This is a genomic window from Vibrio sp. 10N.222.52.C3, assembly GCF_041474195.1.
Lineage (GTDB): Bacteria > Pseudomonadota > Gammaproteobacteria > Enterobacterales > Vibrionaceae > Vibrio > Vibrio crassostreae_C.
The window spans coordinates 1-22,879 of record NZ_JBFRTQ010000067.1; the positions used below are offsets into that span (position 1 = coordinate 1).

21 protein-coding genes and 1 pseudogene are annotated in these 22,879 nt (G+C 43.9%); 7 read left to right on the top strand and 15 right to left on the bottom strand.

The window, feature by feature from the left end:
• The 4 genes and pseudogenes from AB4517_RS11235 to AB4517_RS11250 all read right to left on the bottom strand — a co-directional run.
• Positions 1–91 (bottom strand): annotated as a pseudogene (locus AB4517_RS11235) (helix-turn-helix domain-containing protein); the annotation flags it as partial.
• Positions 92–210: 119 nt separating this feature from the next.
• Positions 211–1,572: a sodium-dependent transporter gene (locus AB4517_RS11240; RefSeq protein ID WP_017059919.1), complete on the bottom strand. Its 1,362-nt coding sequence runs from the start codon at positions 1,570–1,572 to the stop codon at positions 211–213.
• Positions 1,573–1,861: 289 nt separating this feature from the next.
• Positions 1,862–2,638, bottom strand: coding sequence for a YggN family protein (locus AB4517_RS11245; protein ID WP_136982350.1), 777 nt, complete (start codon positions 2,636–2,638; stop codon positions 1,862–1,864).
• An 88-nt stretch (positions 2,639–2,726) separates the two neighbouring features.
• Positions 2,727–3,200, bottom strand: a complete 474-nt coding sequence (locus tag AB4517_RS11250; RefSeq protein WP_017059917.1) for a GreA/GreB family elongation factor — start codon at positions 3,198–3,200, stop codon at positions 2,727–2,729.
• A 145-nt stretch (positions 3,201–3,345) separates the two neighbouring features.
• Between AB4517_RS11250 and AB4517_RS11255 the strand changes: the two genes are divergently transcribed.
• Positions 3,346–5,280, top strand: a complete 1,935-nt coding sequence (locus tag AB4517_RS11255) for an ATP-dependent DNA helicase RecQ (RefSeq protein ID WP_017059916.1) — start codon at positions 3,346–3,348, stop codon at positions 5,278–5,280.
• Positions 5,281–5,344: 64 nt separating this feature from the next.
• Here the strand turns inward: AB4517_RS11255 and dinB are convergent, their stop codons facing one another.
• Entirely contained in the window at positions 5,345–6,421 is a 1,077-nt protein-coding gene (dinB, locus tag AB4517_RS11260) for a DNA polymerase IV (protein ID WP_372148362.1), read from the bottom strand.
• 162 nt (positions 6,422–6,583) lie between these two features.
• Between dinB and AB4517_RS11265 the strand changes: the two genes are divergently transcribed.
• Positions 6,584–7,822 (top strand): response regulator, encoded by a 1,239-nt coding sequence (locus AB4517_RS11265; protein ID WP_017059914.1) that lies wholly within the window; start codon positions 6,584–6,586, stop codon positions 7,820–7,822.
• Between the two features lie 135 nt (positions 7,823–7,957).
• Here AB4517_RS11265 and nqrM read toward each other — a convergent pair whose 3' ends face one another.
• The 9 genes from nqrM to bolA form a co-directional block, all read right to left on the bottom strand.
• The gene (gene nqrM / locus AB4517_RS11270; protein ID WP_009848378.1) at positions 7,958–8,212 is read right to left on the bottom strand and encodes a (Na+)-NQR maturation NqrM; all 255 of its coding nucleotides are present in this window, start codon (positions 8,210–8,212) and stop codon (positions 7,958–7,960) included.
• 16 nt (positions 8,213–8,228) lie between these two features.
• Entirely contained in the window at positions 8,229–9,233 is a 1,005-nt protein-coding gene (locus AB4517_RS11275) for an FAD:protein FMN transferase (protein WP_017059913.1), read from the bottom strand.
• Between the two features lie 174 nt (positions 9,234–9,407).
• A complete protein-coding gene (gene nqrF / locus AB4517_RS11280; protein ID WP_372148363.1) occupies positions 9,408–10,634 on the bottom strand; it encodes an NADH:ubiquinone reductase (Na(+)-transporting) subunit F in 1,227 nt (408 codons plus the stop codon).
• A gap of 29 nt (positions 10,635–10,663) precedes the next feature.
• On the bottom strand, positions 10,664–11,260 hold the full coding sequence (gene nqrE / locus AB4517_RS11285) for an NADH:ubiquinone reductase (Na(+)-transporting) subunit E (RefSeq protein WP_009848375.1): 597 nt from the start codon (positions 11,258–11,260) through the stop codon (positions 10,664–10,666).
• A gap of 7 nt (positions 11,261–11,267) precedes the next feature.
• Positions 11,268–11,900, bottom strand: a complete 633-nt coding sequence (locus AB4517_RS11290) for an NADH:ubiquinone reductase (Na(+)-transporting) subunit D (RefSeq protein WP_008223083.1) — start codon at positions 11,898–11,900, stop codon at positions 11,268–11,270.
• Positions 11,900–12,667: a Na(+)-translocating NADH-quinone reductase subunit C gene (locus tag AB4517_RS11295; RefSeq protein ID WP_017059911.1), complete on the bottom strand. Its 768-nt coding sequence runs from the start codon at positions 12,665–12,667 to the stop codon at positions 11,900–11,902. Before AB4517_RS11295 ends, AB4517_RS11290 begins: the two co-directional genes overlap by 1 nt.
• Positions 12,657–13,901 carry an NADH:ubiquinone reductase (Na(+)-transporting) subunit B gene (locus AB4517_RS11300; protein ID WP_010439046.1) on the bottom strand — a complete coding sequence of 415 codons (1,245 nt, stop codon included), beginning with the start codon at positions 13,899–13,901 and terminating at the stop codon, positions 12,657–12,659. The genes AB4517_RS11295 and AB4517_RS11300 overlap by 11 nt, the downstream gene beginning before the upstream one ends.
• A 5-nt stretch (positions 13,902–13,906) precedes the next feature.
• Positions 13,907–15,247, bottom strand: coding sequence for a Na(+)-translocating NADH-quinone reductase subunit A (locus AB4517_RS11305; protein WP_372148364.1), 1,341 nt, complete (start codon positions 15,245–15,247; stop codon positions 13,907–13,909).
• A 521-nt stretch (positions 15,248–15,768) separates the two neighbouring features.
• The gene (bolA, locus tag AB4517_RS11310; RefSeq protein WP_017064186.1) at positions 15,769–16,077 is read right to left on the bottom strand and encodes a transcriptional regulator BolA; all 309 of its coding nucleotides are present in this window, start codon (positions 16,075–16,077) and stop codon (positions 15,769–15,771) included.
• Positions 16,078–16,251: 174 nt separating this feature from the next.
• Between bolA and AB4517_RS11315 the strand changes: the two genes are divergently transcribed.
• The 4 genes from AB4517_RS11315 to AB4517_RS11330 all read left to right on the top strand — a co-directional run bounded on the left by AB4517_RS11315 (position 16,252) and on the right by AB4517_RS11330 (position 19,999).
• Positions 16,252–17,403, top strand: a complete 1,152-nt coding sequence (locus AB4517_RS11315; RefSeq protein ID WP_017068516.1) for a methyltransferase — start codon at positions 16,252–16,254, stop codon at positions 17,401–17,403.
• Between the two features lie 66 nt (positions 17,404–17,469).
• Positions 17,470–18,039, top strand: a complete 570-nt coding sequence (locus AB4517_RS11320) for a YajG family lipoprotein (RefSeq protein WP_017067736.1) — start codon at positions 17,470–17,472, stop codon at positions 18,037–18,039.
• Complete coding sequence (locus tag AB4517_RS11325) at positions 18,039–18,587, top strand: peptidylprolyl isomerase (RefSeq protein WP_372148365.1); 549 nt, start codon at positions 18,039–18,041, stop codon at positions 18,585–18,587. The genes AB4517_RS11320 and AB4517_RS11325 overlap by 1 nt, the downstream gene beginning before the upstream one ends.
• Positions 18,588–18,640: 53 nt before the next feature.
• The gene (locus AB4517_RS11330) at positions 18,641–19,999 is read left to right on the top strand and encodes an AmpG family muropeptide MFS transporter (protein WP_372148366.1); all 1,359 of its coding nucleotides are present in this window, start codon (positions 18,641–18,643) and stop codon (positions 19,997–19,999) included.
• Between the two features lie 76 nt (positions 20,000–20,075).
• Here AB4517_RS11330 and AB4517_RS11335 read toward each other — a convergent pair whose 3' ends face one another.
• Entirely contained in the window at positions 20,076–21,422 is a 1,347-nt protein-coding gene (locus AB4517_RS11335; protein WP_372148367.1) for a DUF4397 domain-containing protein, read from the bottom strand.
• Positions 21,423–22,008: 586 nt separating this feature from the next.
• On the opposite strand from AB4517_RS11335, the gene AB4517_RS11340 reads away from it, so the two are divergent.
• Positions 22,009–22,818 carry an outer membrane protein OmpK gene (locus AB4517_RS11340; RefSeq protein WP_146491379.1) on the top strand — a complete coding sequence of 270 codons (810 nt, stop codon included), beginning with the start codon at positions 22,009–22,011 and terminating at the stop codon, positions 22,816–22,818.
• The last annotated feature ends 61 nt before the right edge of the window (positions 22,819–22,879 follow it).

The following is a 22,879-nucleotide window of genomic DNA, read 5'->3' on the forward strand; positions in this document are numbered from 1 at the left end:
TTGAATATTGTTTTGCTAAGTAGAGAGATGACGTGCCATCTAAGTATTGCTTAGCAATGATACATTTTAGCTCTCGGCTATATTTGGACATAAAAAGACCCCCAATAATTGGTGTCCAACTATTGGGGGTCAGTTCATTATGAGTGGCTTTGCGCTTAATATTTCAAGTTCAGAGGAGGTAATTTCAAAAAGCCCAGATAGGGTTCTGCATTAACCGAAAGATGCCCAGATAACCGTTGCTACCAAAATTGGGCACACAAACTTCACATACATTGGCCAAACCTTACCAAACCAACCGAGTTGAAAATCAGGACTGCCTTGTTCAAGCTCTTTCACTTTTGAAGCTCGGCTCCATACCCAACCACCAAACACACAGAACATCAGTGCAGCGACTGGTTGAAGATACTGAGTTGCAATCATCGCTACCATGCCAAACATCGCAGCAAAGTTGTAAACAATCACCACACTAAACAGCGCGATAGCACCACCAATCACCCAGCTTGTTGGCGTTCGTCTAGTATTGAAACGCTCACTCACTAGCGCAACCGGGCCTTCAAGCATCGAAATCGAAGAAGTCAGTGCAGCAATCGTTAGTAGTAAAAAGAACACAATCGCAAAGATCTGTCCAAGCACACCTAAACTATCAAACATCAACGGCAAAACCGTGAATACTAGAGTGTCAGAGCTTAATAGTGAGCCGTCTTCAGCGTAGATTTGAACGCCTTTTTGCATCGCAACAAACATTGCTGGCATCACCACTAATCCAGCAATAAAAGCGACAGCAGTATCCACCAGAGTTACGTTCATCGCCATTTTTGGTAGGTTCTCTTTCTTGCTTAAGTAAGAGCCATAAACCAACATCGAGCAACCGCCAATAGTGAGTGAGAAGAACCCCTGTCCCATTGCCGCCAGAATCAGTTTTCTATCCCACACTTTCTCAAAGTCTGGAATAAGGTAATGTTTTAGGCCTTCCATCGCGCCAGATTGCGTCATGATGTAAACAAACAATAAGCCAAATAAAACAAACAGCGCAGGCATCAAACGAGTCGACCATTTCTCGATGCCTTGCTTAACACCGCCCTGCACAATCAAGATAGTCAGTACATAGAACGCGACGGTACCAAATACGTTGCGCTCAACACTGAAGCCCTTAAACCAATCAGCAATCGCTTCTAGGCCGATAAGATCCGCGACCGCACCAATTAGGAAACAGATCAACCAGCCACCAACAATACTGTAAAACGCCAACACTGCGCTTGGTACACTCAGTCCAACCCAACCGACAAACTCACCGACTTTCTTACCCAAAGGGTTTGTCGTCAAAGATCGCATGCTATCAACTGGGTTTGCTTGGCCGTGACGGCCTATAGCCATCTCAACCACCAACATAGGGAAAGCAACCACGAAGATCATGATCAAATAGACTAAAAGGAAAGCGCCACCACCGTTGCTAGCAACTTGAGTCGGGAAACCCCAAATATTACCCAAGCCAACCGCTGCACCAGCCGCTGCTAAAATAAAACCTAAACGAGAGCTAAAGTGCTCTCTTGAAGAGGAAGATTGTTGGTCCATATCGCCCGCATTAAAAATCAGTGAACTAGTTGAGAAGTACAGTAATAAAAAGCAATGATAGGCACAACCAATAAATGAACAATTCTCTGATTTTTACAATCAATGCGCTATTTAGAACAACAAAGTTAACAAAAAACCAGTCTTATCGTTCAATTATAAGCAACAAAGCGAAGCAGTAGGCTTAAGAAGGAAATGGATTGAATTGAGATAAATACTCGCCGTGTGGTTCCATTTATACAAACAAAAAGAGCACCGACCGGTGCTCTTACTATTCATCACTAGACTCGAATTAAATTGTGAAGACTTGGTAATCTTTTAAGTTCGGAATGATTTCATGCAGTTCTTGCTCTTGTTCTGCCATCTCATCAAGTGAATCACAGAACTCATTCGCTTCCTCCTGTACTTGTTGAGAGTGTTCTTTCATTCGCTCTTCAACTTTCAGCTTTAATTCAGCCATACTGTCAGCCAGTTCAGTCAGGTTTAGGCCACCGTCTTGTTTCATTTTTTCTGACATCGCATTAAAAGCGCTAGAGATAAATTCTTGGTTAAAGATTTCTTTCGCCTTCTCGAAATCTTCAGACCAGCCATTGGCCATCGAATCAAAGCTTTCTGCAGGCAACACTAATTCGCCATCTTTGTAATAACGCGCTTCCAGTTCTGCAAAGTAGGTTTTCATTGATTCTTTTACATTATCAAATGACTCAGGTGAATCCAGGCTAGCCGCGATATCATCAATCACGTCATTGGCTAACGCTAAGCTATCGTTGGCCATTTGTTTCGCTCGAGGTAAGTACTCACTCATGTTTTCGCGATATTTCTCAATCGCCGCTTGTTGGTCAGCATCAAGCTCAACTTTCTCGCCATGAATATAGAGATCGTTATTATCATCGAACACGGCGGTATCACCATTTACCTGATGAATTTCGACTTTTTGGTCATCGATTCGCAACTCATTCTTCAAATCAACTCGACATTGAGCCGCAAATGTTGGCAGGCTCACAACAGAGATCGCCGCTGTTAACGATGCAATTAATACACTGTTTTTCATAAATACATTGTTTTTCATAACATCCTCTCATCAATCTGACAGATTACTATACCCTTGGTATATGCTCCTTTGTCAGAGAAACGTTTTATATCTATTAGTCAGTTAGTTAGTCGATAGAGATAACTTCGTAGCAAAACTGTTTATCTGCGACCTTAAACTCAATCTCATCACCAACTTCTTTACCCATTAGAGCCTGGCCAAAAGGTGCATTTGCCGTCACGATGGCAATCTCATTCTCATTCCACGTGACAGAAAGTCCGCCGACTCTCGGCCCCATAAAGAAATGTTTATATTGATCATGCTCGTCAATGACCACAACGTAACTGCTCACCGTAACCTTCTCACTATCACGCAACACTAAGTTACGATAACACTGAATATCGTCTTCACACTCTTGTACCCTCACCGCTTGACCATGGGCGAGATACGAAGCTTCTAATGCCAATGTATCGTACTTATGTTCAGGCACAGTCTCTTCATCGGTCGCAGCATCAATCGCACGCTGAGTCGCAGATTGGGCGATACGTAATCGGGATTCAAGTTGCTCTATGATTATTTGGCGAAGCTCAGACTTATTCATACTATTGGGGTGCTTTTCTATAGGAGCTACAGAATAGAATTAGGTACAATCAGGTGCAAGACATTTGATTCATCAAGCGACGCTATCATGAATAGGCGCCCGCTTTAGCATCAATACGACACTTAATAACTCAGGTAGAACATAAATGATTGAGCAGAAGCTAAAACAAGTATTCGGATTCGACTCACTGCGCAATGGGCAAAAGCAAGTCATTGATAACGTTCTATCTGGTCACTCGACTGCCGCGATATTCCCGACAGGCTCAGGTAAATCGCTGTGCTATCAATTACCAGCATTAGAGTTACCGCACTTAACCTTGGTGATATCGCCACTGTTAGCCTTGATGAAAGACCAACTCGCTTTCCTGCACAGTAAAGGCATTAGCGCAGCGGCAATCGAATCAAGCCAAGACCGACAAACCACACAACAGGTTATGCAGTCAGTGCGTAACGGTGACACCAAGATCCTCATGATCTCCGTCGAGCGCTTGAAGAACGAACGCTTTCGTCAGTTTATCTCCCAAGTGTCGATCTCACTGCTTGTGGTCGATGAAGCGCACTGTATTTCAGAATGGGGACACAACTTCAGACCCGACTACCTGAAGCTTCCTCAATACCAAAAACAGCTCAATATTCCTCAGGTTCTACTACTGACAGCCACTGCGACTACAGCGGTTATCCAAGATATGAAGTCAAAGTTTGAAATTGATGAGGAGCGCGTTGTGGTTACGGGTTTCTATCGTCAAAATCTCGATCTGTCGATTCAACCTTGTGAACAAACCAGTAAGCTAGAAACCTTGTGCAATGTGGTTAACCAAGCTTCTCTCGCTCCGACTATTGTTTATGTCACCCTTCAACAAACGGCAGAGATGGTGGCTCAGCAGCTTCGCAATGCTGGCGTTAATGCAGTGGCTTACCATGCGGGTCTTAAGCCTGAAAATAGAGATGCTATTCAACACCAATTCATGAATGATGACGTGAGCTGTATCGTCGCAACTATCGCGTTTGGTATGGGCGTGGATAAGTCCAACATTCGCCGAGTGATTCACTTTGACTTACCAAAATCGATCGAAAACTACTCACAAGAGATCGGCAGAGCTGGTCGAGATGGGCAAGCGTCTGAATGTATTTTACTGGCTAACAAACACGGTTTAAGCACACTCGAGAACTTCGTTTTTGGTGATACGCCAGACAACATATCGATCCAAGCGGTATTAAAAGAGATCTACGAAAATCAAAACATTGGCGCTTCTGGCTCGAATCAATGGGAGATCATGCTTAATCAACTATCACGTGAATCCAACATTCGTCAGTTACCGCTAAAAACACTACTGGTGTATCTCGAAATTGAAGGTGTGATTGAGCCCAAGTACAGCTACTTCGCAGACTACAAATTTAAGTTCATTCGTCCGAAACAGCAGATCACAGAGCAATTTCAAAGTGAACGTCGTCAATTTGTCGAAGCGATTTTCCAATGCTCTCCTCAAGCAAGAGTGTGGTGCCAAGTCGACTTCGATGCGCTTTGGACACACTTCCAAGCCGATCGTCAGCGTGTGATTGCGGCTATCGACTACTTCAATGAACAAGGTTGGATTGAACTAGAAAGCAAGCAGATCACCGATGTCTACGCGATCCACAATACTTCTGAAGATATGATGCAACTGTCAGAGCGTCTAACTGAGTTGTTTAAAGCAAAAGAAAACAGCGAGATAAACCGCCTTAACCAAATGCTGAATTTCTTTGAGGCGGATACTTGCCTAAGCTCACGCCTTGCGAGTTATTTTGCCGATGATAAAGCACCAACAAACTGCGGTCACTGCTCTGTATGTCGAGGAGAAGTGGCAATCTTACCAACCGTTGATGTTGAACCTATCGATGATGAGACGGTGATGACATGGATACATGAGTTTATTTCGGCTAGCCAACAACTGATTACCGACGAGGCAATTACTCGCTTCTTATGTGGAATCGCCACCCCGCTTTCAACCAAACTCAAAGCCAGTAAAATGGTCGGTTACGGCAAGCTAGAGCAGCAACCGTTCAGTGATACCTTAGCGCGAGTAAAACAACTTCCTAGGTAATTCTTACTTATAAAAAACCGACTAGGCTATGAAGCGTAGTCGGTATTCATCTCACTCATTATCTTTAAAAGAAGCTCAACTGACGCATTTGGTCTTTAGGTTGCAGCATTACGCTTAAACCAAGCAGGCGTATTTCTCGCCCCTGTTGTCTTTTCAGTATTTCACTAAGCAGCTCTTTGAAGTGTTCACGATCGAGAGAGGCATGGATGTGTTCAATCGTGGTTTGTTGAAAGTCGGCGAACTTGAGCTTAATGCCCTGCTTGATGATCGCTTTGCTTGGGCTAGCCTTTTCTAAGCGAGTCTCGAGTTCAGGAAATAGCTTATCTTCGATAACCTGCCAACATTCTGCGTAGCTTGAAATGTTTTGGGTAAAGGTGCGCTCTACACCTACCGATTTTCGCTCGCGCTCGATGATAACTTCTCGATCATCAATGCCATGACTGCGCTTCCAGAGTGATGCACCTTGACGGCCAAACTTGAGTAGCAGGTCTCGATAGTCAGACTCTTTGATATCCTTACAAGTAAAGAAACCCGCTTGGTGCAGCTTTTCTATGCTCACTTTGCCGACACCGGGAATCTTTTCAAGTGGTAGCTCATCGATCACTGATTGCACGTCTTGTGGAGGGATAACAAACTGACCATTGGGCTTATTCAGATCTGAGGCCACTTTCGCCAAGAATTTAATCGGTGCAATTCCTGCAGAAGCTGTCAGGGTCAGTTCGTTCCAAATATCACGGCGAATAGACTCGGCAATAAGTGTTGCTGAACCGTGACACCGCTTAGAATCGGTGACATCAAGGAAAGCTTCATCCAAGGAAAGTGGTTCAATGATTGATGTGTATCGAGAGAAGATTTCACGGATCTTTTTAGATATCTCGACATAGACCGACATTCTTCCCGGCACAACCAATAGATTAGGACAAAGCTGTAGGGCCTTTCCGGTAGGCATTGCAGAGCGAACACCAAACTTGCGGGCTTCATAATTACAGGTGCTCAAAACGCCGCGTTGCTTTTCATGCCCACCAACAGCTAACGGGCGATTTCGGTAAGCAGGGTTATCACGCATTTCTACAGCCGCGTAAAAACAATCCATATCGACATGGATTATTTTTCTGACTTTCTCTTGGTCCGAACTGCACATTTGGAAATAACTCAACCTTACAACTGTATCTATGAACAGTATAATCAATTATTCTCAGATTTAAAATGATCTGGAGTCCAGCTCAACAGGTTTCACTTCATTCGCCGCCCACTATTCTGATAGTATTGTTAGGAGTATTTAGTCTATAAGTAGGGATAGCTTTTGAGTGAAAAAATACTAGTGGTAGAGGATAGTCGCGCATTCAGAAACTATCTTTACCAACAATTTAAGAACGATGGCTATGAAGTTGCGTTGGCGGAATCTGTAGAAGAAGCCAAAGCGATCTTAGAGCAAGAAACGGATTTCTTGTGTGCAGTCCTCGACTACTGTTTACCTGACGGCCAAGACGGCGAGATCATTGATCTCGTCTTAGGCTACCAACAGAAAATCATTGTTCTGACCGGGATGTTCGACAATCAACTGCGAGAGCAAGTCCTAGCCAAAGGCGTTATCGATTACATACTTAAAGACAGTATGTCGTCAGTAAGCTACCTACTCCCTCTAGTTCAAAGAATTTCGAATAATCGCCACCACAAAGCACTGGTTGTCGATGATTCAGCGGTCGTTCGCCGTTACATAGTTCAACTTCTAGAACACCAATATATCCAAACAATCCAAGCCGAAGATGGCGAACAAGCATTAAAGCTTCTTCATAACGACCCTGATATTACATTCGTTGTTACAGACCATGATATGCCGAAGAAAGACGGTATAGCGATGATCCGTGAGATTCGACGCGATCACGACAGAAACCAGTTGGCCATTCTAGGATTATCCGGGAGTGATGATCGCACTATGACAGCGCGATTCCTTAAAGCGGGTGCCAACGATTTCCTTTACAAACCTTTTAACCAAGAAGAGTTTTTCTGCCGTATCCATCAGCTGCTTGATATGAAAGAAGCGGCTAATGAGCTATTTCGACATGCCAACGAGGATGCTCTTACTGGCTTATGGAATCGTCGCTACCTGTTCAATCATCCTTGTAAAGGCTGCGATCAACGAAACATCGCGATGATGGACATCGACTTCTTTAAGAAAGTGAATGATACCTTTGGACACGATGGTGGTGATGCCGTGCTGATCGATGTAGGGAAAATAATCAAAGATCATTTCAAAGACGATGTCGCTGTGCGCTTTGGTGGCGAAGAGTTTTGTATTCAGTCGTGCGGCGCATTTGAAAGCTTTGTTGACAACTTAGAGTCCATGAGAGAAGCCATTGAAAGCCATGTTGTTGAGCATGACTCTCAAAGAATCAAGGTCAGTATCAGTATCGGCGTAACCGATTTAGACGCGAAGCTAGATGAGCAGATCAAAGCCGCTGATGAGCTTCTTTATACGGCAAAAGAGCAAGGTAGAAACCAACTAGTGTTTGCGCGTAACAGCATGCAAATCGAACAATAGTCATTCGCCTCTGTTTCCATTTTTGGTATACCAAGATTAATTGCTAGACCTCAAAACTAAAAAAGCTCAAGACGATAATCTTGAGCTTTTCAATTTGAGGGCATAGATAACTCTATCCCCTATGACTGTCACCAATTAAGCGATACGGTCTTTACTCCAAGCCGCTTCTTTTTGTTGACGCTCAGCCAGCTTCTCTTCACGGTAAGCTTCACGTGCTTCACGCTTCTTACGCGCGTCACAAGGTTCAGGGCAGTTACATACTTTATCAATACCAACAGCACCCAAACCGCCACAGCTACCTTTCACAACTTTCTTTTGGATAATGTAGCCAATTGACATCGCTGCGATTACTGCAAGAAAAACACCAAATGTAATCAGAAATGTATTCATAATTATCTCGCTTACCTTATTTACCTAAGTATGGCTTAAATGCTTCAGAAGCAATTTCTTTAAAGCCATCTGCTGTTTTTACCACCATGAACACTGGGATGTTATGTTGGTTTGCGACTTCCATTCCTTTTTCCTCACCTAAGACCATAAGGCCCGTAGATAAGCCGTCTGCAGTCATTGAAGACGGGTTTAAAACAGTCACAGAAACCACTTTATGGTGAAGAGGCTTTCCTGTTTCAGGGTTGATGATGTGTGAGTAACGAACACCATCACGTTCAAAATAGTTACGGTAATCACCAGAGGTTGCGATAGCCATATCACCCGGCTCGATGATCTCTTGGATATTACGCTCATCAACGCTTGGTTTCTCAATCGCGATACGCCAGCCCACGTTCTCACGGTTTAAACCTTTCAGACGAATTTCGCCACCGACTTCAACCATGTAGTTGTGAATACCGATAGAATCAAGGTAGTCAGCGACGACGTCAACACCCCAACCTTTTGCAATCGTGGATAGATCGACATACAGGTTAGGTAGGTCTTTCTTCAACATGTTGCCTTCAACACTAAGATGATGGATACCAATCTTAGCCTTGCGAGCCGCCAGCTCTTCATCTGATGGCACAACTTCAGGACGAGCTTCAGGACCAAAACCCCATAAGTTAACTAACGGACCAACCGTTACATCCAGAGCTCCTTCAGTAAGACCGTTCAAACGAATCGCTTCTTTCACAACCGTCGCTGTTTGCTCAGATACTTCGAACGCATCCGCACCTTTATGCTGGTTGAAACGGCTTAATTCGGAATCTTCACGGTAAGTCGACATCTGGTCGTTTACTTCTTCAAGTAGACGATCGATCTCTGTATGAACTTCATTAGACTCAGGAAATTCATCACCATTGATGTATTTAATATTGTAACTCGTGCCCATCGTTGGGCCACTCAAATGCACTTGCTCTCTTGACTGCTCACAGCCCGCAAGAAAAATCAAAGAAGTTAATGCAACAAGCCAAATTCTCACTTGCTTACTCCTGTCTAATGTTGAGGATTTATATAAGGAAAAATAAGAGTAAAAAATAGGTATTTTGAATGCCTTACTCTTTCTTATATAAGCCAGTATGTTGTCAAAAGCTGTCTTAGAAAAACAAATGGCTGACTCGTAGGAGTCAGCCATAATATCAATCACTTAAGTGGATTAACCACCGAAGTCATCTAGTAGGATGTTTTCATCTTCTACACCAAGATCTTTCAGCATGCCGATAACAGCAGCGTTCATCATCGGTGGACCACACATGTAGTACTCACAATCTTCAGGAGCTTCGTGATCCTTCAGGTAGTTTTCGTACAGTACGTTGTGGATGAAACCAGTGTAACCGTCCCAGTTGTCCTCTGGTTGAGGATCAGACAGTGCACAGTGCCACACGAAGTTTTCGTTTGCAGCCGCTAGGCCATCGAAATCTTCAATGTAGAACATCTCACGCTTAGAACGCGCGCCATACCAGTAAGACATCTTACGAGTAGACTTAAGACGCTTAAGTTGGTCGAAGATATGAGAACGCATAGGCGCCATACCTGCACCACCACCGATGAATACCATTTCATTGTCTGTGTCTTTAGCAAAGAACTCACCAAATGGACCAGAAATAGTACATTTGTCGCCTTCTTTAAGAGACCAGATGTATGAAGACATAACACCAGGAGCTACGTCAGGGTTGTTTGGCGGCGGAGTTGCGATACGCACGTTAAGCTTGATGATGCCTTTCTCTTCTGGGTATGAAGCCATAGAGTAAGCACGGATCGAATGCTCTTTAACGATAGACTCGTAACGGAACAAGTTGAACTTATCCCAGTCACCACGGTATTCCTCAGGAATATCGTAATCTGCGTATTTCACGTGATGTGGTTCAGCTTCTATCTGAATGTAACCACCCGCGCGGAACGGAACTTCTTCACCTTCAGGGATCGCTAGAGCAAGTTCTTTGATGAAAGTAGCTTCGTTGTTATTCGAGATAACAGTACATTCCCACTTTTTAACACCAAAGATATCTTCATCTAGTTCAATCTCCATGTCAGTTTTCATAGCAACTTGACATGCAAGACGTTCGCCTTCGCGAGCTTCACCTTTTGTGATGTGATCAAGTTCAGTTGGAAGGATGTCGCCACCACCAGACTTAACTTTCACACGACACTGACCACAAGAGCCACCGCCACCACAAGCAGAAGATACGAAGATACCAGCGCCAGCTAGGGCACCAAGTAGCTTGCTACCAGGTTGAGTAACGATCGCCTTTTCAGGGTCGCCGTTTACAGCAATAGTGATGTCACCTGATGGTACTAGCTTAGACTTAGCGAAAAGAATCACTAGTACTAGAGCCAATACAATAATGGTAAACATCGCTACGCCAAGAATAATGCTTTGCATTTGTTATTCCTTATTACTGGGTGCTTACCCTACAGTTGAACACCAGAGAAAGACATAAAGCCTAACGCCATCAGACCAACAGTAATGAACGTGATACCAAGGCCACGAAGACCTGGAGGTACGTCAGAGTACTTCATCTTCTCACGGATACCCGCAAGAGCAACGATAGCTAACATCCAACCCACACCAGAACCGAAGCCGTAAACAACAGATTCAGCAAAGTTGTAGTCACGAGTTACCATGAAAGATACACCACCAAAGATTGCACAGTTAACTGTGATCAGTGGAAGGAAGATACCTAGTGCGTTGTACAAAGGTGGGAAGAAACGGTCTAGAACCATCTCTAGGATTTGTACAAGTGCCGCGATAACACCGATGAATGCGATGAAGTTAAGGAAACTTAAATCGACACCTTCAACAAGCGCGTTTTCTTTCAGGATGTGTGTGTAAACAAGGTTGTTTACAGGAACAGCGATTGTAAGTACTACAACTACCGCAACACCAAGACCAAAAGAAGTTTTAACTTTCTTAGATACCGCTAGGAATGTACACATACCTAGGAAGAAAGAAAGCGCCATGTTTTCGATGAAAATCGATTTAACTAGCAGACTAATATAATGTTCCATGACTACCTTACCCCTTCGCTTCTACTTGTTCTGGTTTGAACACACGAATTGCCCAAATCAAGAAACCAATTAGGAAGAATGCAGAAGGTGCTAGAAGCATCAAGCCGTTTGGCTGATACCAACCACCGTTGCTCACTAGAGGTAGTACTTCCATACCAAATAGTTTGCCAGAGCCTAGAAGCTCACGGAAGAAACCAACAGTGATAAGAACGAAACCGTAACCAAGACCGTTACCAAGACCATCGATTAGAGATGGGATTGGCGCAGACTTCATTGCGAATGCTTCAGCACGACCCATTACAATACAGTTAGTAATGATTAGGCCTACGAATACAGATAGCTGCTTAGAGATATCGTATAGGTATGCTTTAAGCACTTGGTCTACCACGATTACTAGTGATGCGATAATTGCCATCTGAACGATGATACGCACACTGTTAGGAATGTGGTTACGGATCAAAGAAACGAAGAAGTTAGACAGAGCAGTAACGAACATTACCGCGATAGTCATAACAAATGCTGTTTCTAGCTTAGTGGTTACCGCAAGAGCAGAACACACACCAAGAACCTGTAGCGCGATTGGGTTGTTGTCCAACACCGGCGCTAAGATGCTCTTTTTAATTTCTTTTGCACTAGACATTAGTTCAGACCTCCGTCACGAACTTTTGCTAGGAACGGACCAAAGCCCATATCACCTAACCAGAAGTCAAATGTATGTTGAACACCAACGCTAGTCAGTGTTGCACCAGAAAGGCCATCTACACCGTGCTCAGAACCTTGAGGAGCGCCACCTTTAACAACCTGAATAGCAGGTTTGTGGTTTTCGTCGAATAATTTCTTACCAACGAATTGAGCGCGCCAAGATGGGTTCTCAACTTCACCACCAAGTCCAGGAGTTTCACCTTGCTCGTAGTAAGTGATACCAGAAACTGTGTTGCCATCAGTTTCTACCGCAACGAATGCGTACATCATTGACCATAGACCGTTACCGTGAACAGGGATGATAACTTTAGAAGTTTCAGCGCCATCTTTCACAAGGTATACAGTACCCGTGTTAGCACGACGAAGGATCTTAGCGATGTCATCTTCAGCTGAAAGCTTGATTGACTGAGCTGGATCTTTTGCCGCTTTACGTTGGTCGTATGCAGCAGCATCGCCGTCAACGAAATCGCCAGTAGCGAAATCAACTAGACGAGGTTCAATGTTCTCTGCGTACAGTTCAGGGATATTACCCGCAAGTTCAATGCCCGCAACTTCAAGGATCTTAGTTTGCTGATCCAGAACTGCGTTAGCTTGTTGCTTAGGTTTAAGAACAACTGCAGCTGTTGAAACGATGATTGAGCACACTAAGCTCAATGCGATAACAACAAACAGCGTCTTTTTAATGCTATCGTTATTACTTGCCATAGCGCGCTAGTCTCCGCTTAATGTTCTTCTCGATTACAACGTGGTCAAACAGAGGAGCAAATAGGTTTGCGAATAGGATCGCAAGCATCATGCCTTCTGGGTATGCAGGGTTAACTACACGAATCATTACACACATTGCGCCGATTAGGATGCCGTACCACCACTTACCACCATTGGTAAATGACGCTGATACAGGGTCTGTTGCCATGAAGAACATACCAAATGCGAAGCCACCTAGAACTAGGTGCCAGTGCCAAGGCATGCTGAACATTGCGTTAGTGTCAGAACCGATCACATTAAACAATGTTGATACAGCAATCATACCGATCATAACACCAGCAATAATGCGCCATGAAGCAATGCCCATGTATACGATCATTGCAGCACCGATCATAAGTGCAAGCGTTGATACTTCACCGATAGAACCTGGAATGTTACCAATGAATGCGTCCATCCAAGTGATCGTCTCACCAGATACCGTGTTCATTAGCGCGCTACCACCGCCTTGAGCCCATTGGCTAAGCGCTGTTGCACCAGAGAAACCATCAGCTGCAGTCCAAACTACGTCACCAGAAATCTGAGCAGGGTATGCAAAGAATAGGAACGCACGGCCAGCAAGTGCAGGGTTTAGGAAGTTACGACCCGTACCACCAAAAATCTCTTTAGCAACAACAACACCGAAGGTAATACCTAGTGCAGCTTGCCATAGAGGAAGTGTTGGCGGAACAATAAGCGCGAACAAGATAGAAGTAACAAAGAAACCTTCGTTAACTTCGTGCTTACGCACCATACAGAACAGTACTTCCCAGAAACCACCAACGATAAAGACCGTCGCGTAGATAGGTAAGAAGTAAGTCGCACCCAAGAGCATCTTACTGCCCCAACCTGCATCGGCTCCTAAGGAGGCTCCAAGCATTTCGGTTAGCCAGTAGTGCCAGTTACCATCAATGATAGAAACTAGTTCTGCACCTGAATACATGTGGTTTAGTGCTGCAATAGCTTGACCACCTGCGTTGTACATACCCCAGAACATTGCTGGGAATACCGCAAGCCAAACCATGATCATGATACGTTTTAAGTCAACGCTATCACGGACATGCGAGCTTTTCTTTGTAACTGTACCTGGTGTGTAGAAAAGTGTTGCTGCAGCTTCGTAAAGCGCAAACCACGTTTCGTGTTTACCACCTGGTTCAAAATGATGCTCGATGTCTTCAATAAACTTTTTAAGGCCCATGAAAATTACCCTTCCTTCACAATTGTATCTAGGCATTCACGAAGTAACTGACCGTACTCGTACTTACCAGGACATACAAAGGTACACAGTGCTAAATCTTCTTCATCTAGCTCTAGCGCACCAAGTGCTTGTGCACTATCAACGTCGCCAGCACATAGATCGCGAAGCAGCAAAGTAGGCTCCATATCTAATGGCATTACTTTCTCGTAGTTACCAATTGGAACCATAGAGCGATCACTACCGTTTGTTGTCGTTGTCATGTTGAACAACTGACCTTTAAACACGTGACCAAGGAATGAACGAGTAACAGAGAACTTGTTCTTACCAGGCATAGCCCAGCCAAATAGCTCTTTATCACGACCTTCACGAAGAACCGAAACCTGTTGATGGTAACGGCCAAGGTAAGCATGTGGACCTGAAGCGTGAACACCAGATAATACTGAACCTGAGATCAGGCGAACTTCACCTGGCATCAACTCGCTGTCCGTCAACTCTTCAAGGCTAGCACCAATTTGAGTACGAACTAGGCGTGGGTTATTAACTACTGGACCAGCCAGAGAAACAACACGCTCAGAGTAAATCTCACCAGTAAGGAACAACTTACCGAATGCGATAACGTCTTGGTAGTTAATGCTCCACGCTACATTTTGTGCATTTACCGGGTATAGGTAATGCATATGCGTGCCTGCAAGACCTGCAGGGTGTGGGCCATCAAAAACATGTTCTTCAACGTTAGACTGAGCTGAACGAGGTAAGCTAGTACCTTTTTTACAAACGTACACTTTACCGTTAGTCAGAGTTGAAAGAAGATCTAAACCAGCAACGAAAGCATCAGACTGCTCGTTAATGATTAATTCTGGCTCAGCTGCTAGCGGATTAGTATCCATAGCAGTAACGAAAATAGCCTGAGTTTCAGAATCAACTGCTGGAACCTTGCTGAACGGACGAGTTCGCAAAGCGGTCCATGTGCCAGACTCAACTAACTGAGCTTTAACCGTTTCACGGTCAAGACTTGCTAGTTGGTTAGCTTCATAGCTATTGAACGTGATTTGCTCATTGCCTGCTACTTCAATCACTACTGATTGAAGAACACGCTTAGCACCACGGTTCACTTCAATAACTTTACCGCTTGCTGGAGAAGTAAATACAACACCTGGGTTCTTTTTATCTGCAAAAAGAACTTGGCCTTTCTTCACTTCATCACCAACGCGAGCATGCATCGTAGGACGCATACCAACGTACTCTTCGCCAAGCAAGGCGACTTTAGTGATGGACTTACCATCATTAATCACCTGGGATGGAGTTCCTGCGATAGGAAGATCCAAACCCTTCTTTATTGTAATCATACGCACTTGCACTACTTTATCGGGAAAAAGATTCTTTTAATTGCGTAAATTCAGGACGTTTTAAAATCGCCCTTAGACACGACATTACAGTGTCCGGTTTTGGTAAATTTGAGATACCAAAATCGCAACATTACATTAATAAATTCACCACAAAGATTATGTGAGATTTATCAGGTGCCGTATTCTAGCATTTTTTGACAACTTGATGCCATGACCAATAACTTGAATACGGCCTATATTTGGTGAGATTTGAAGCATATGGACTCTAAAATATGTATAAATTTGACGAGCCGCACAGATAAAATGGCTTTTGAATCGTGTTTTAAACAAGAGATTAATACTCTGTCACAAACTATTATTTTACGAGTTATGTTGAAACACTGTTAATAAAAACATTACTCATTGTAGGTATTTTTAGTCGTTCAAATTGCCATCAGTTTGAGTGATGTAACAACGAAAAACACATAGGTTTGGCGACAAAAAAGGCGGCATCACCACCTTTTGTCAATATGCTCGCTGTGTTACTTGCCACCACCCATACACATAGGGCTGTCTGGCACGTTATCGAGCTGCTTCATCCATTCATCTTTTGTATAAGTGTGAATGGACAGTGCGTGAATATTATTCGCTAGCTCTTCTGAAAGAGCTTTATTTACCGCTCGATGACGAGCAATAAGACGCAATCCTTCAAACACATCACTGACAACAATCACTTTAAAATGACTCTCAGAACCGGCCGGAACATTGTGCATATAGCTCTCATTAACCACGTTTAAATGACTTGGTGAAAACTCATTGTGCAATTTTGTTTCGATAACTTCTTGGATCATTGTGATTCCTTAATAACGTATTGGCATTATCCGTGGGATGAGTATAAACCCTAAGCGGTCGACTGTCTGAGTATTTGATAGCGAATGGCGTAGGTTTGGTTGAGTTTTTTCTATCTTGTTCAGCCTGCATTTGAGACAATATCTTTGTTATTTCTTACATAAGTATCTCAAGCAATGAAAACCGAACTTACCCTTCACGATAGAACTTTAACCTTACATCGTTTCCCGAAACGTTCAAATGAAACCCTTCAAGCTTGGGATGCGGGCGACGAATACCTGATCAGTCATGTTGAAGAGATGAACCTCGAACCTGGCAAACACATCCTGATCATGAACGACAGCTTCGGTGCCCTATCCGCTTGGTTCTCGAAAGATCATGATGTCACCATGATGAGCGACTCATTTATCTCTCATCGCGGTGCCCTGAAAAACTTGCAGCGCAATCAAAGTAACCGAGTGAACTTCTTGAACACGATGGATGATATCCCACACGGTATCGACCTTGTGATCATGCAGCTGCCAAAAACAAATCGTCACCTAATCTGGCAACTGAGCCAGCTACGCCAAGCATTGCCTGAAGGCTGCCAAGTGATCGGCGTCAACAAGGTAAAAGAGATTCACACCTCTACGCTTAACCTGTTCGAAAAATACCTAGGCGAAACCAAAACATCACTAGCGAAGAAAAAACACCGCTTAGTCTTCTCATCTCCAAACTGCCAGCCAATTCAAACGGTAGAGCCTTTTGTTGAATGGGATGTAGACGGTGAAGATATCCGCCTGAAAAATTTACCAAATGTTTACTCAGGGGAAGCACTCGATCAAGGCGCTCGCTATATGCTAGAGCACATCCCTCAAGATCCTGAGCTACGTCATATCATCGATCTTGGTTGTGGCAACGGTGTATTGAGTGTAAAAGCAGGGCAATTGAACCCACAAGCTCGTATTACCTGTGTGGATGAAAGCTTTATGGCGGTGGAATCGGCGCGCCAAAACGTCAAAGATAACCTTGGTGAAGAAGGCAACTTCCAGTTCATCGCCAACAACTGTTTAGATGGCTTCAAGAAAAACAGCACCTACTTAGTGATGTGTAATCCTCCATTCCATCAGCAACAAGCGATTACGGATCACATTGCGTGGCAAATGTTCTGTGATGCAAAGCATGTTCTAAGCAATGGAGGCAAATTAATTGTTATTGGCAACCGACACCTCGGATACGATGTCAAACTAGCAAGACTATTTGGTGAAGCTAACGTTGAAACGCTTGAACTAAACCAAAAATTTGAGATATTACAAGCAACAAGAGAGCCTGCGAATTTTAATAAATAAGCAGAAACGACTTCACAAGAATTTAAGATACCGAGCTTCTGGTGTGAATTTAGAAAGGATAAAGGAATGAAAAAACTGATTTTGGCTGCTTCTATTATGGCTTTGACAGCATGTTCAGCCCCTCAGCAAGAACAAATCAATGTAATGCCAGAAGCTTCACTAAGCTCAAGCAACCTTGTACAAGGCAAAACATACACACTAACCAGTAAAGATGTTCGTGCCGCTCAATATGTTGCATTGGTTGATAGTGGCCGTTCAAACATTCAACCAATTCATGCTAAGCAAAACATGCGTATTTCTCTAGAAAACGCTATTGCTCAGCAGTTAGAGTCTCAAGGTTTTCGTGCGAGCGTAAACAGTGAAAACTCAATTGTTTTAGAGATTCAAGAAGCACTAGTTACCGTAGAGCACACCATTATGGAAAACAAAATGGACGGTAAAGTAACGCTTGAAGTTACCGCTGAAACGCCTGAAGGCAAACTAGTTAAAACATTCAACGGCACTGCAACACGCACTGGTGCATTGAGTGCATCTAACGACGACATCTCTATGGTTCTTAATGACGTGATCAACTTGGTTCTTACTGAGATCGCTAACGACCAAGAGCTACAAACTTACATGAAGGAACGTTTCTAATGGGTCGTATTTTATCTTCTATCGCATTAATGCTAGTGAGCGTAAGCGTTTGGGCTGGTCCTAAAGTAAACGTGGAAACAACATTAGGTGACTTCACTATTGAGCTTAACCAAGAACAAGCACCGGTTAGCGCGGAGAACTTCCTAAAATACGTGGCAGACGGCAGCTACGAAGGCACTATCTTCCACCGTGTTATTCCTGGCTTTATGGCGCAAGGTGGCGGCTTCGATCAAGAGATGAATCAACAAGTAACTTACGCTCCTATCAAGAATGAAGGCAGCAATGGCTTGAAGAACGATACAGCAACAATCGCGATGGCTCGTACTAATGCGCCAGATTCTGCAACTCGTCAGTTCTTCATTAACTTCTCTGATAATGACTTCTTGAACGCAAAAGGTAGCAACCCAGGCTACGCTGTATTCGGCAAAGTAACTGAAGGTTTTGATGTTGTTCAAAAGATGGCAACGATTCCAACCAAGCGAATGGGCCGCATGTCAGACATACCAGTTGACCCAATCGTCATCACTAAAGTGACCCTTCTTAAGTAATCCAATCTAACGCCCTTATTTCTTAAGGGCGTTTTTCTACACAAGGACGCCCTATGTCATCAGGCACTCCCTCTCTTTCTTGGATGCAGACTTTCCGCAGCTACCTAGATAAACGCCTACTTTGGGTGTTTATGCTCGGCTGTTCGAGTGGCTTCCCATGGGTTCTTATTGGATCCAATATGTCTGGTTGGCTAAAAGATGCAGGTTTAACGCGTGCTGCCATCGGCTACTTTGGCAGTGTGTTTGCCGTGTATGCGATTAACTTTCTATGGGCACCATTGGTAGACCGAGTAAAACTGCCGGTGCTTCACGCAATACTCGGCCAGCGACGCAGTTGGATCTTTTTCTGCCAATCCATTGTTTTAATCGGTACCTTATTCATCGCAGGCGTCAATCCCGCAGAGAACTTGGCGTTTACTTCAATGTTGGCGCTCGCTATTGCCATTGCCTCAGCCACGCAAGACATCGCGATTGATGCATTTCGTATTGATACCTTCCCAAAATCCGAAGCATCAAAACTGCCGCAAGCTTCTGCAATGGCCGTAATTGGTTGGTGGACGGGGTATTCTCTACCAGGCTACCTTGCCTTTATTAACGCAGACTCAATCGGTTGGAATGGCGTGTATTACGGAATGGCAGGCGTCGTTATCGTACTAATGCTGTTTACTCTTTTTGTCGGAGAGCCAAATACACAACGCGAAGCCCTGCAAGAACAGGCTCAGCAACGCCACAATAAGGTTGTCGGTTCGAAAGTCGTGGCTTGGTTCAGTGTTACCGTGTTAGAACCGTTTTATGACTTCTTCAAACGAAACGGAGTTCAAGTTGCCATCACCCTACTGCTGTTCGTATTCCTGTTTAAGATAGGTGAGGCCTTCTTAGGCAGAATGTCGATTCCCTTCTATAAAGAGATCGGCTTTAGCAATGAACAAATCGGCCACTACTCCAAATTAATTGGTTGGGGTGCAACCATATTCTTCACCTTGCTTGGCAGTGTCTTCAATGTGAAATTTGGTATTGTACGTGGGCTAATGATTGGCGGCGTAGCCATGGCAGCCAGCAACCTAATGTTTGCATGGATTGCTCAAGTAGGACCCAATGAAAACTTATTCTTGGCAACGATTATTGTCGATAATTTCACGACTGCCTTTTCGACCGTCGCATTTGTCTCTTTCTTAACGCTATTAACTGGGCAAGCTTTCTCGGCAACGCAATACGCCTTGCTAGCATCATTGGGAAATTTCGGTCGTACAACTCTGGCTTCATTTAGCGGTGAGCTGGTCGACTTCCTCAATGATTGGTCAACCTTCTTTATACTAACGTCATTAATGGTGATTCCAAGTTTGATCATGCTCTACTCGTTACGCCACTTTTTCACAGATTTACTGGAAAAAGCAAAAACCAACCAAGAGTAGTTGAACAAAAAAGCAAAAGAAAAGAAGGTAGCATCACGCTACCCTCTTTTTCTTTGTCACTAGTAACCTGTAAGAACTAGTCTGTTGTATCACTGACAATAAGGTTGAAGCCTGTGCCAGCCGAGTCATCGATCGCCACCACTTGATACACTACACCATCAGCTAAGGTTGCGGGCGCAGAGTCGATAGCCACAACCGACGGCTGACCCGCTACAGTAATCGTCACAAAATAAGATCCCGCTGCAACATAAATACCATTCGCGTAATCTTTGAACTTCACATCACTTAGTGCCGGAGTGCTACCAGAGATTCCCACGTTCTCAGTCAAGTAGATATCAACAGATGCTGCGACTGGGTTTGCCGCCGCATGAGTAATATTTAACACCGCACTGGTTGCAACTGGGCGTCGACTTTCAGGAACAACGAGTGCTTCCAAATTGAGTGGACTTACCGTACCCACGGCATAAATGCTGTAATCCATTCCGGCAAATACAGCCACCCCGTCAGCATCAATCAACGCATTGGTCGTTGTGCCATCGGCAAAGATGTCAATATCATAAGCCCCTGCTGCTAAATCTAAGAATCCACGGATCTCTTTAAACATTAAATCAGCAAGTGGAGCAAATGCAGAACCGTTGACAAATGGGTCGACATCCGGCGCACCATCAACCAAATGCCCCACTCTCACTTCTGCCTTTTCTGCCATATCGTAGATTAAAGATGAACCCTGACCATCCATCACCATCAACTTCACCGGAGATGCACTGTTTGAATCAGCTCTTGGCACCGCCGCAATCGTTAGCTCGCTACCGCCAGAAAGAGTGATTTCTCCAGAGTCAAAAGCAATAGCACTACCGCTCACGGTTTCTAATCTCACTCGGTATTGCCCTGCTGGAATATTGAGTACGTCAGTAAAGTCTTTATAACCGAGAGTGCCAAGCGGAGCGCCCAATGGATCATTCGGTGCCGTTACGTATAAGTTCACATCCCCAACCCCTGTTGCCGCGTGAACAACTTGCACATCTAAGCTTGAACTGGTTGCCGTTCCCTCAGCAGGCCTTGTAACAACTAAAGCCTCAACCGGGTTATTCGAACCATCAGCATCGCCGACCACCATTACGGTGTAATCTAGATCACCGCTCAAATCGAATTGGCTTGGCGGAATCACAGTCGCTACTGCGTCACCTGGGAGGCGGACATCGACTTGCAGGGTTGTCTGTCCTTGATCTACTGAGGCATATCCGGATGCTTGAGCATAATCGACACCGCTCCAACGAGCCTGACTATTGACTAACACATTAGCCAACGGAGCATCTGGCGATGCATGTACAGCTTGCAGTTGAGTTGTTGGTTCGTCGTCATCATCACACCCCACAATGAACAGGGCTGACATCGCTACCGCGAGTATTGGTGAATATTTCATCGGTCTTCTCTCCAAAAAAGTTAGACCAGTTCGTCACACAAATGATTAGTCCAATAACTAATCTTTAAAAAGTATTTCAAAATCTAGTGCAGTGAACTGTCTTTAATTCTCCGTGATTCAGAAAGTAGCTAGGTTCAAATCCCTAGGCAGTCATCACATGAGTTGTCCATCAATTGATTCCAACTCCATTACGCTGTTGGTCAAAAATAGATCAAAGACAAGATTAAGAGGTGGTTTGAATGACTAATTTTTTAAGAGAAAACGCTTAGAAAGGAATACTGTTGATTTTGATATGCATGTCACTGTAATTAGTAGAATCGTTTGCTTAGCGCAGTATTTCACCTATTTATCCACAAAATAATCGAATTTCACAAAATCAATAGAATTAGAGGTGCATCAAGATGCATTACTACCTTAAAGTTCCATCATTTAGATCATTAGTGTGATCTACCTCACCTTAATAATTGTAGTTTTCACTCTGTCTCACTTTTATTTGAGAACAAAATCGCTATTATGCTCGGCATTCGGACATCATAAACACGCACGGATTAGCGGGTTACTTATTTCAAACATAGAGAGTTCCATTATGCGTAAATCACTTTTAACTCTTGGCCTACTTGCAGCAGTATCTGCTCCAGTAATGGCAGCTGATTATTCTGACGGCGACATCCATAAGAACGATTACAAATGGATGCAGTTCAACCTTATGGGTGCATTCAATGAGAAAGGCGTTACTGAGTCTACTCATGATTACCTAGAGATGGAATTTGGTGGTCGCTCTGGAATCTTTGATCTTTACGGTTACGTTGACGTATTCAACCTAACTTCTGATCCAGGTAGTGATAAAAATGGCCAAGAAAAAATCTTCATGAAGTTTGCTCCTCGTATGTCTCTTGACGGGCTAACAGGTAAAGATCTTTCTTTCGGTCCAGTTCAAGAGCTTTACGTATCTACGCTTATGGAATGGGGTGGTAACTCTGGCGTTAACACTCAAAAAGTTGGTCTTGGTTCTGATGTAATGGTTCCATGGTTTGGCAAAATGGGTCTAAACCTTTACGGTACATACGACTCAAACAACAAAGACTGGAACGGTTTCCAAATCTCGACTAACTGGTTCAAGCCATTCTACTTCTTCGAGAACGGTTCATTCATCTCTTACCAAGGTTACATCGATTACCAATTCGGTATGCAAGATGAGTACTCTCAAGTAAGCAACGGCGGCGCGATGTTTAACGGTCTTTACTGGCACTCAGATCGCTTTGCAGTTGGTTACGGCTTGAAACTATACAGCGATGTATACGGCTTTAAAGATGGCGCAAACCTTCCATGGGATGCATCTACACAAGCTGAATCTTCTGGCGTAGGTCACTACGTAGCAGTAACTTACAAGTTCTAATCGAACTTCTAAGAAAGTTTCCAAAATGGCACCCTCGGGTGCCATTTTTTATTGCTTTCAT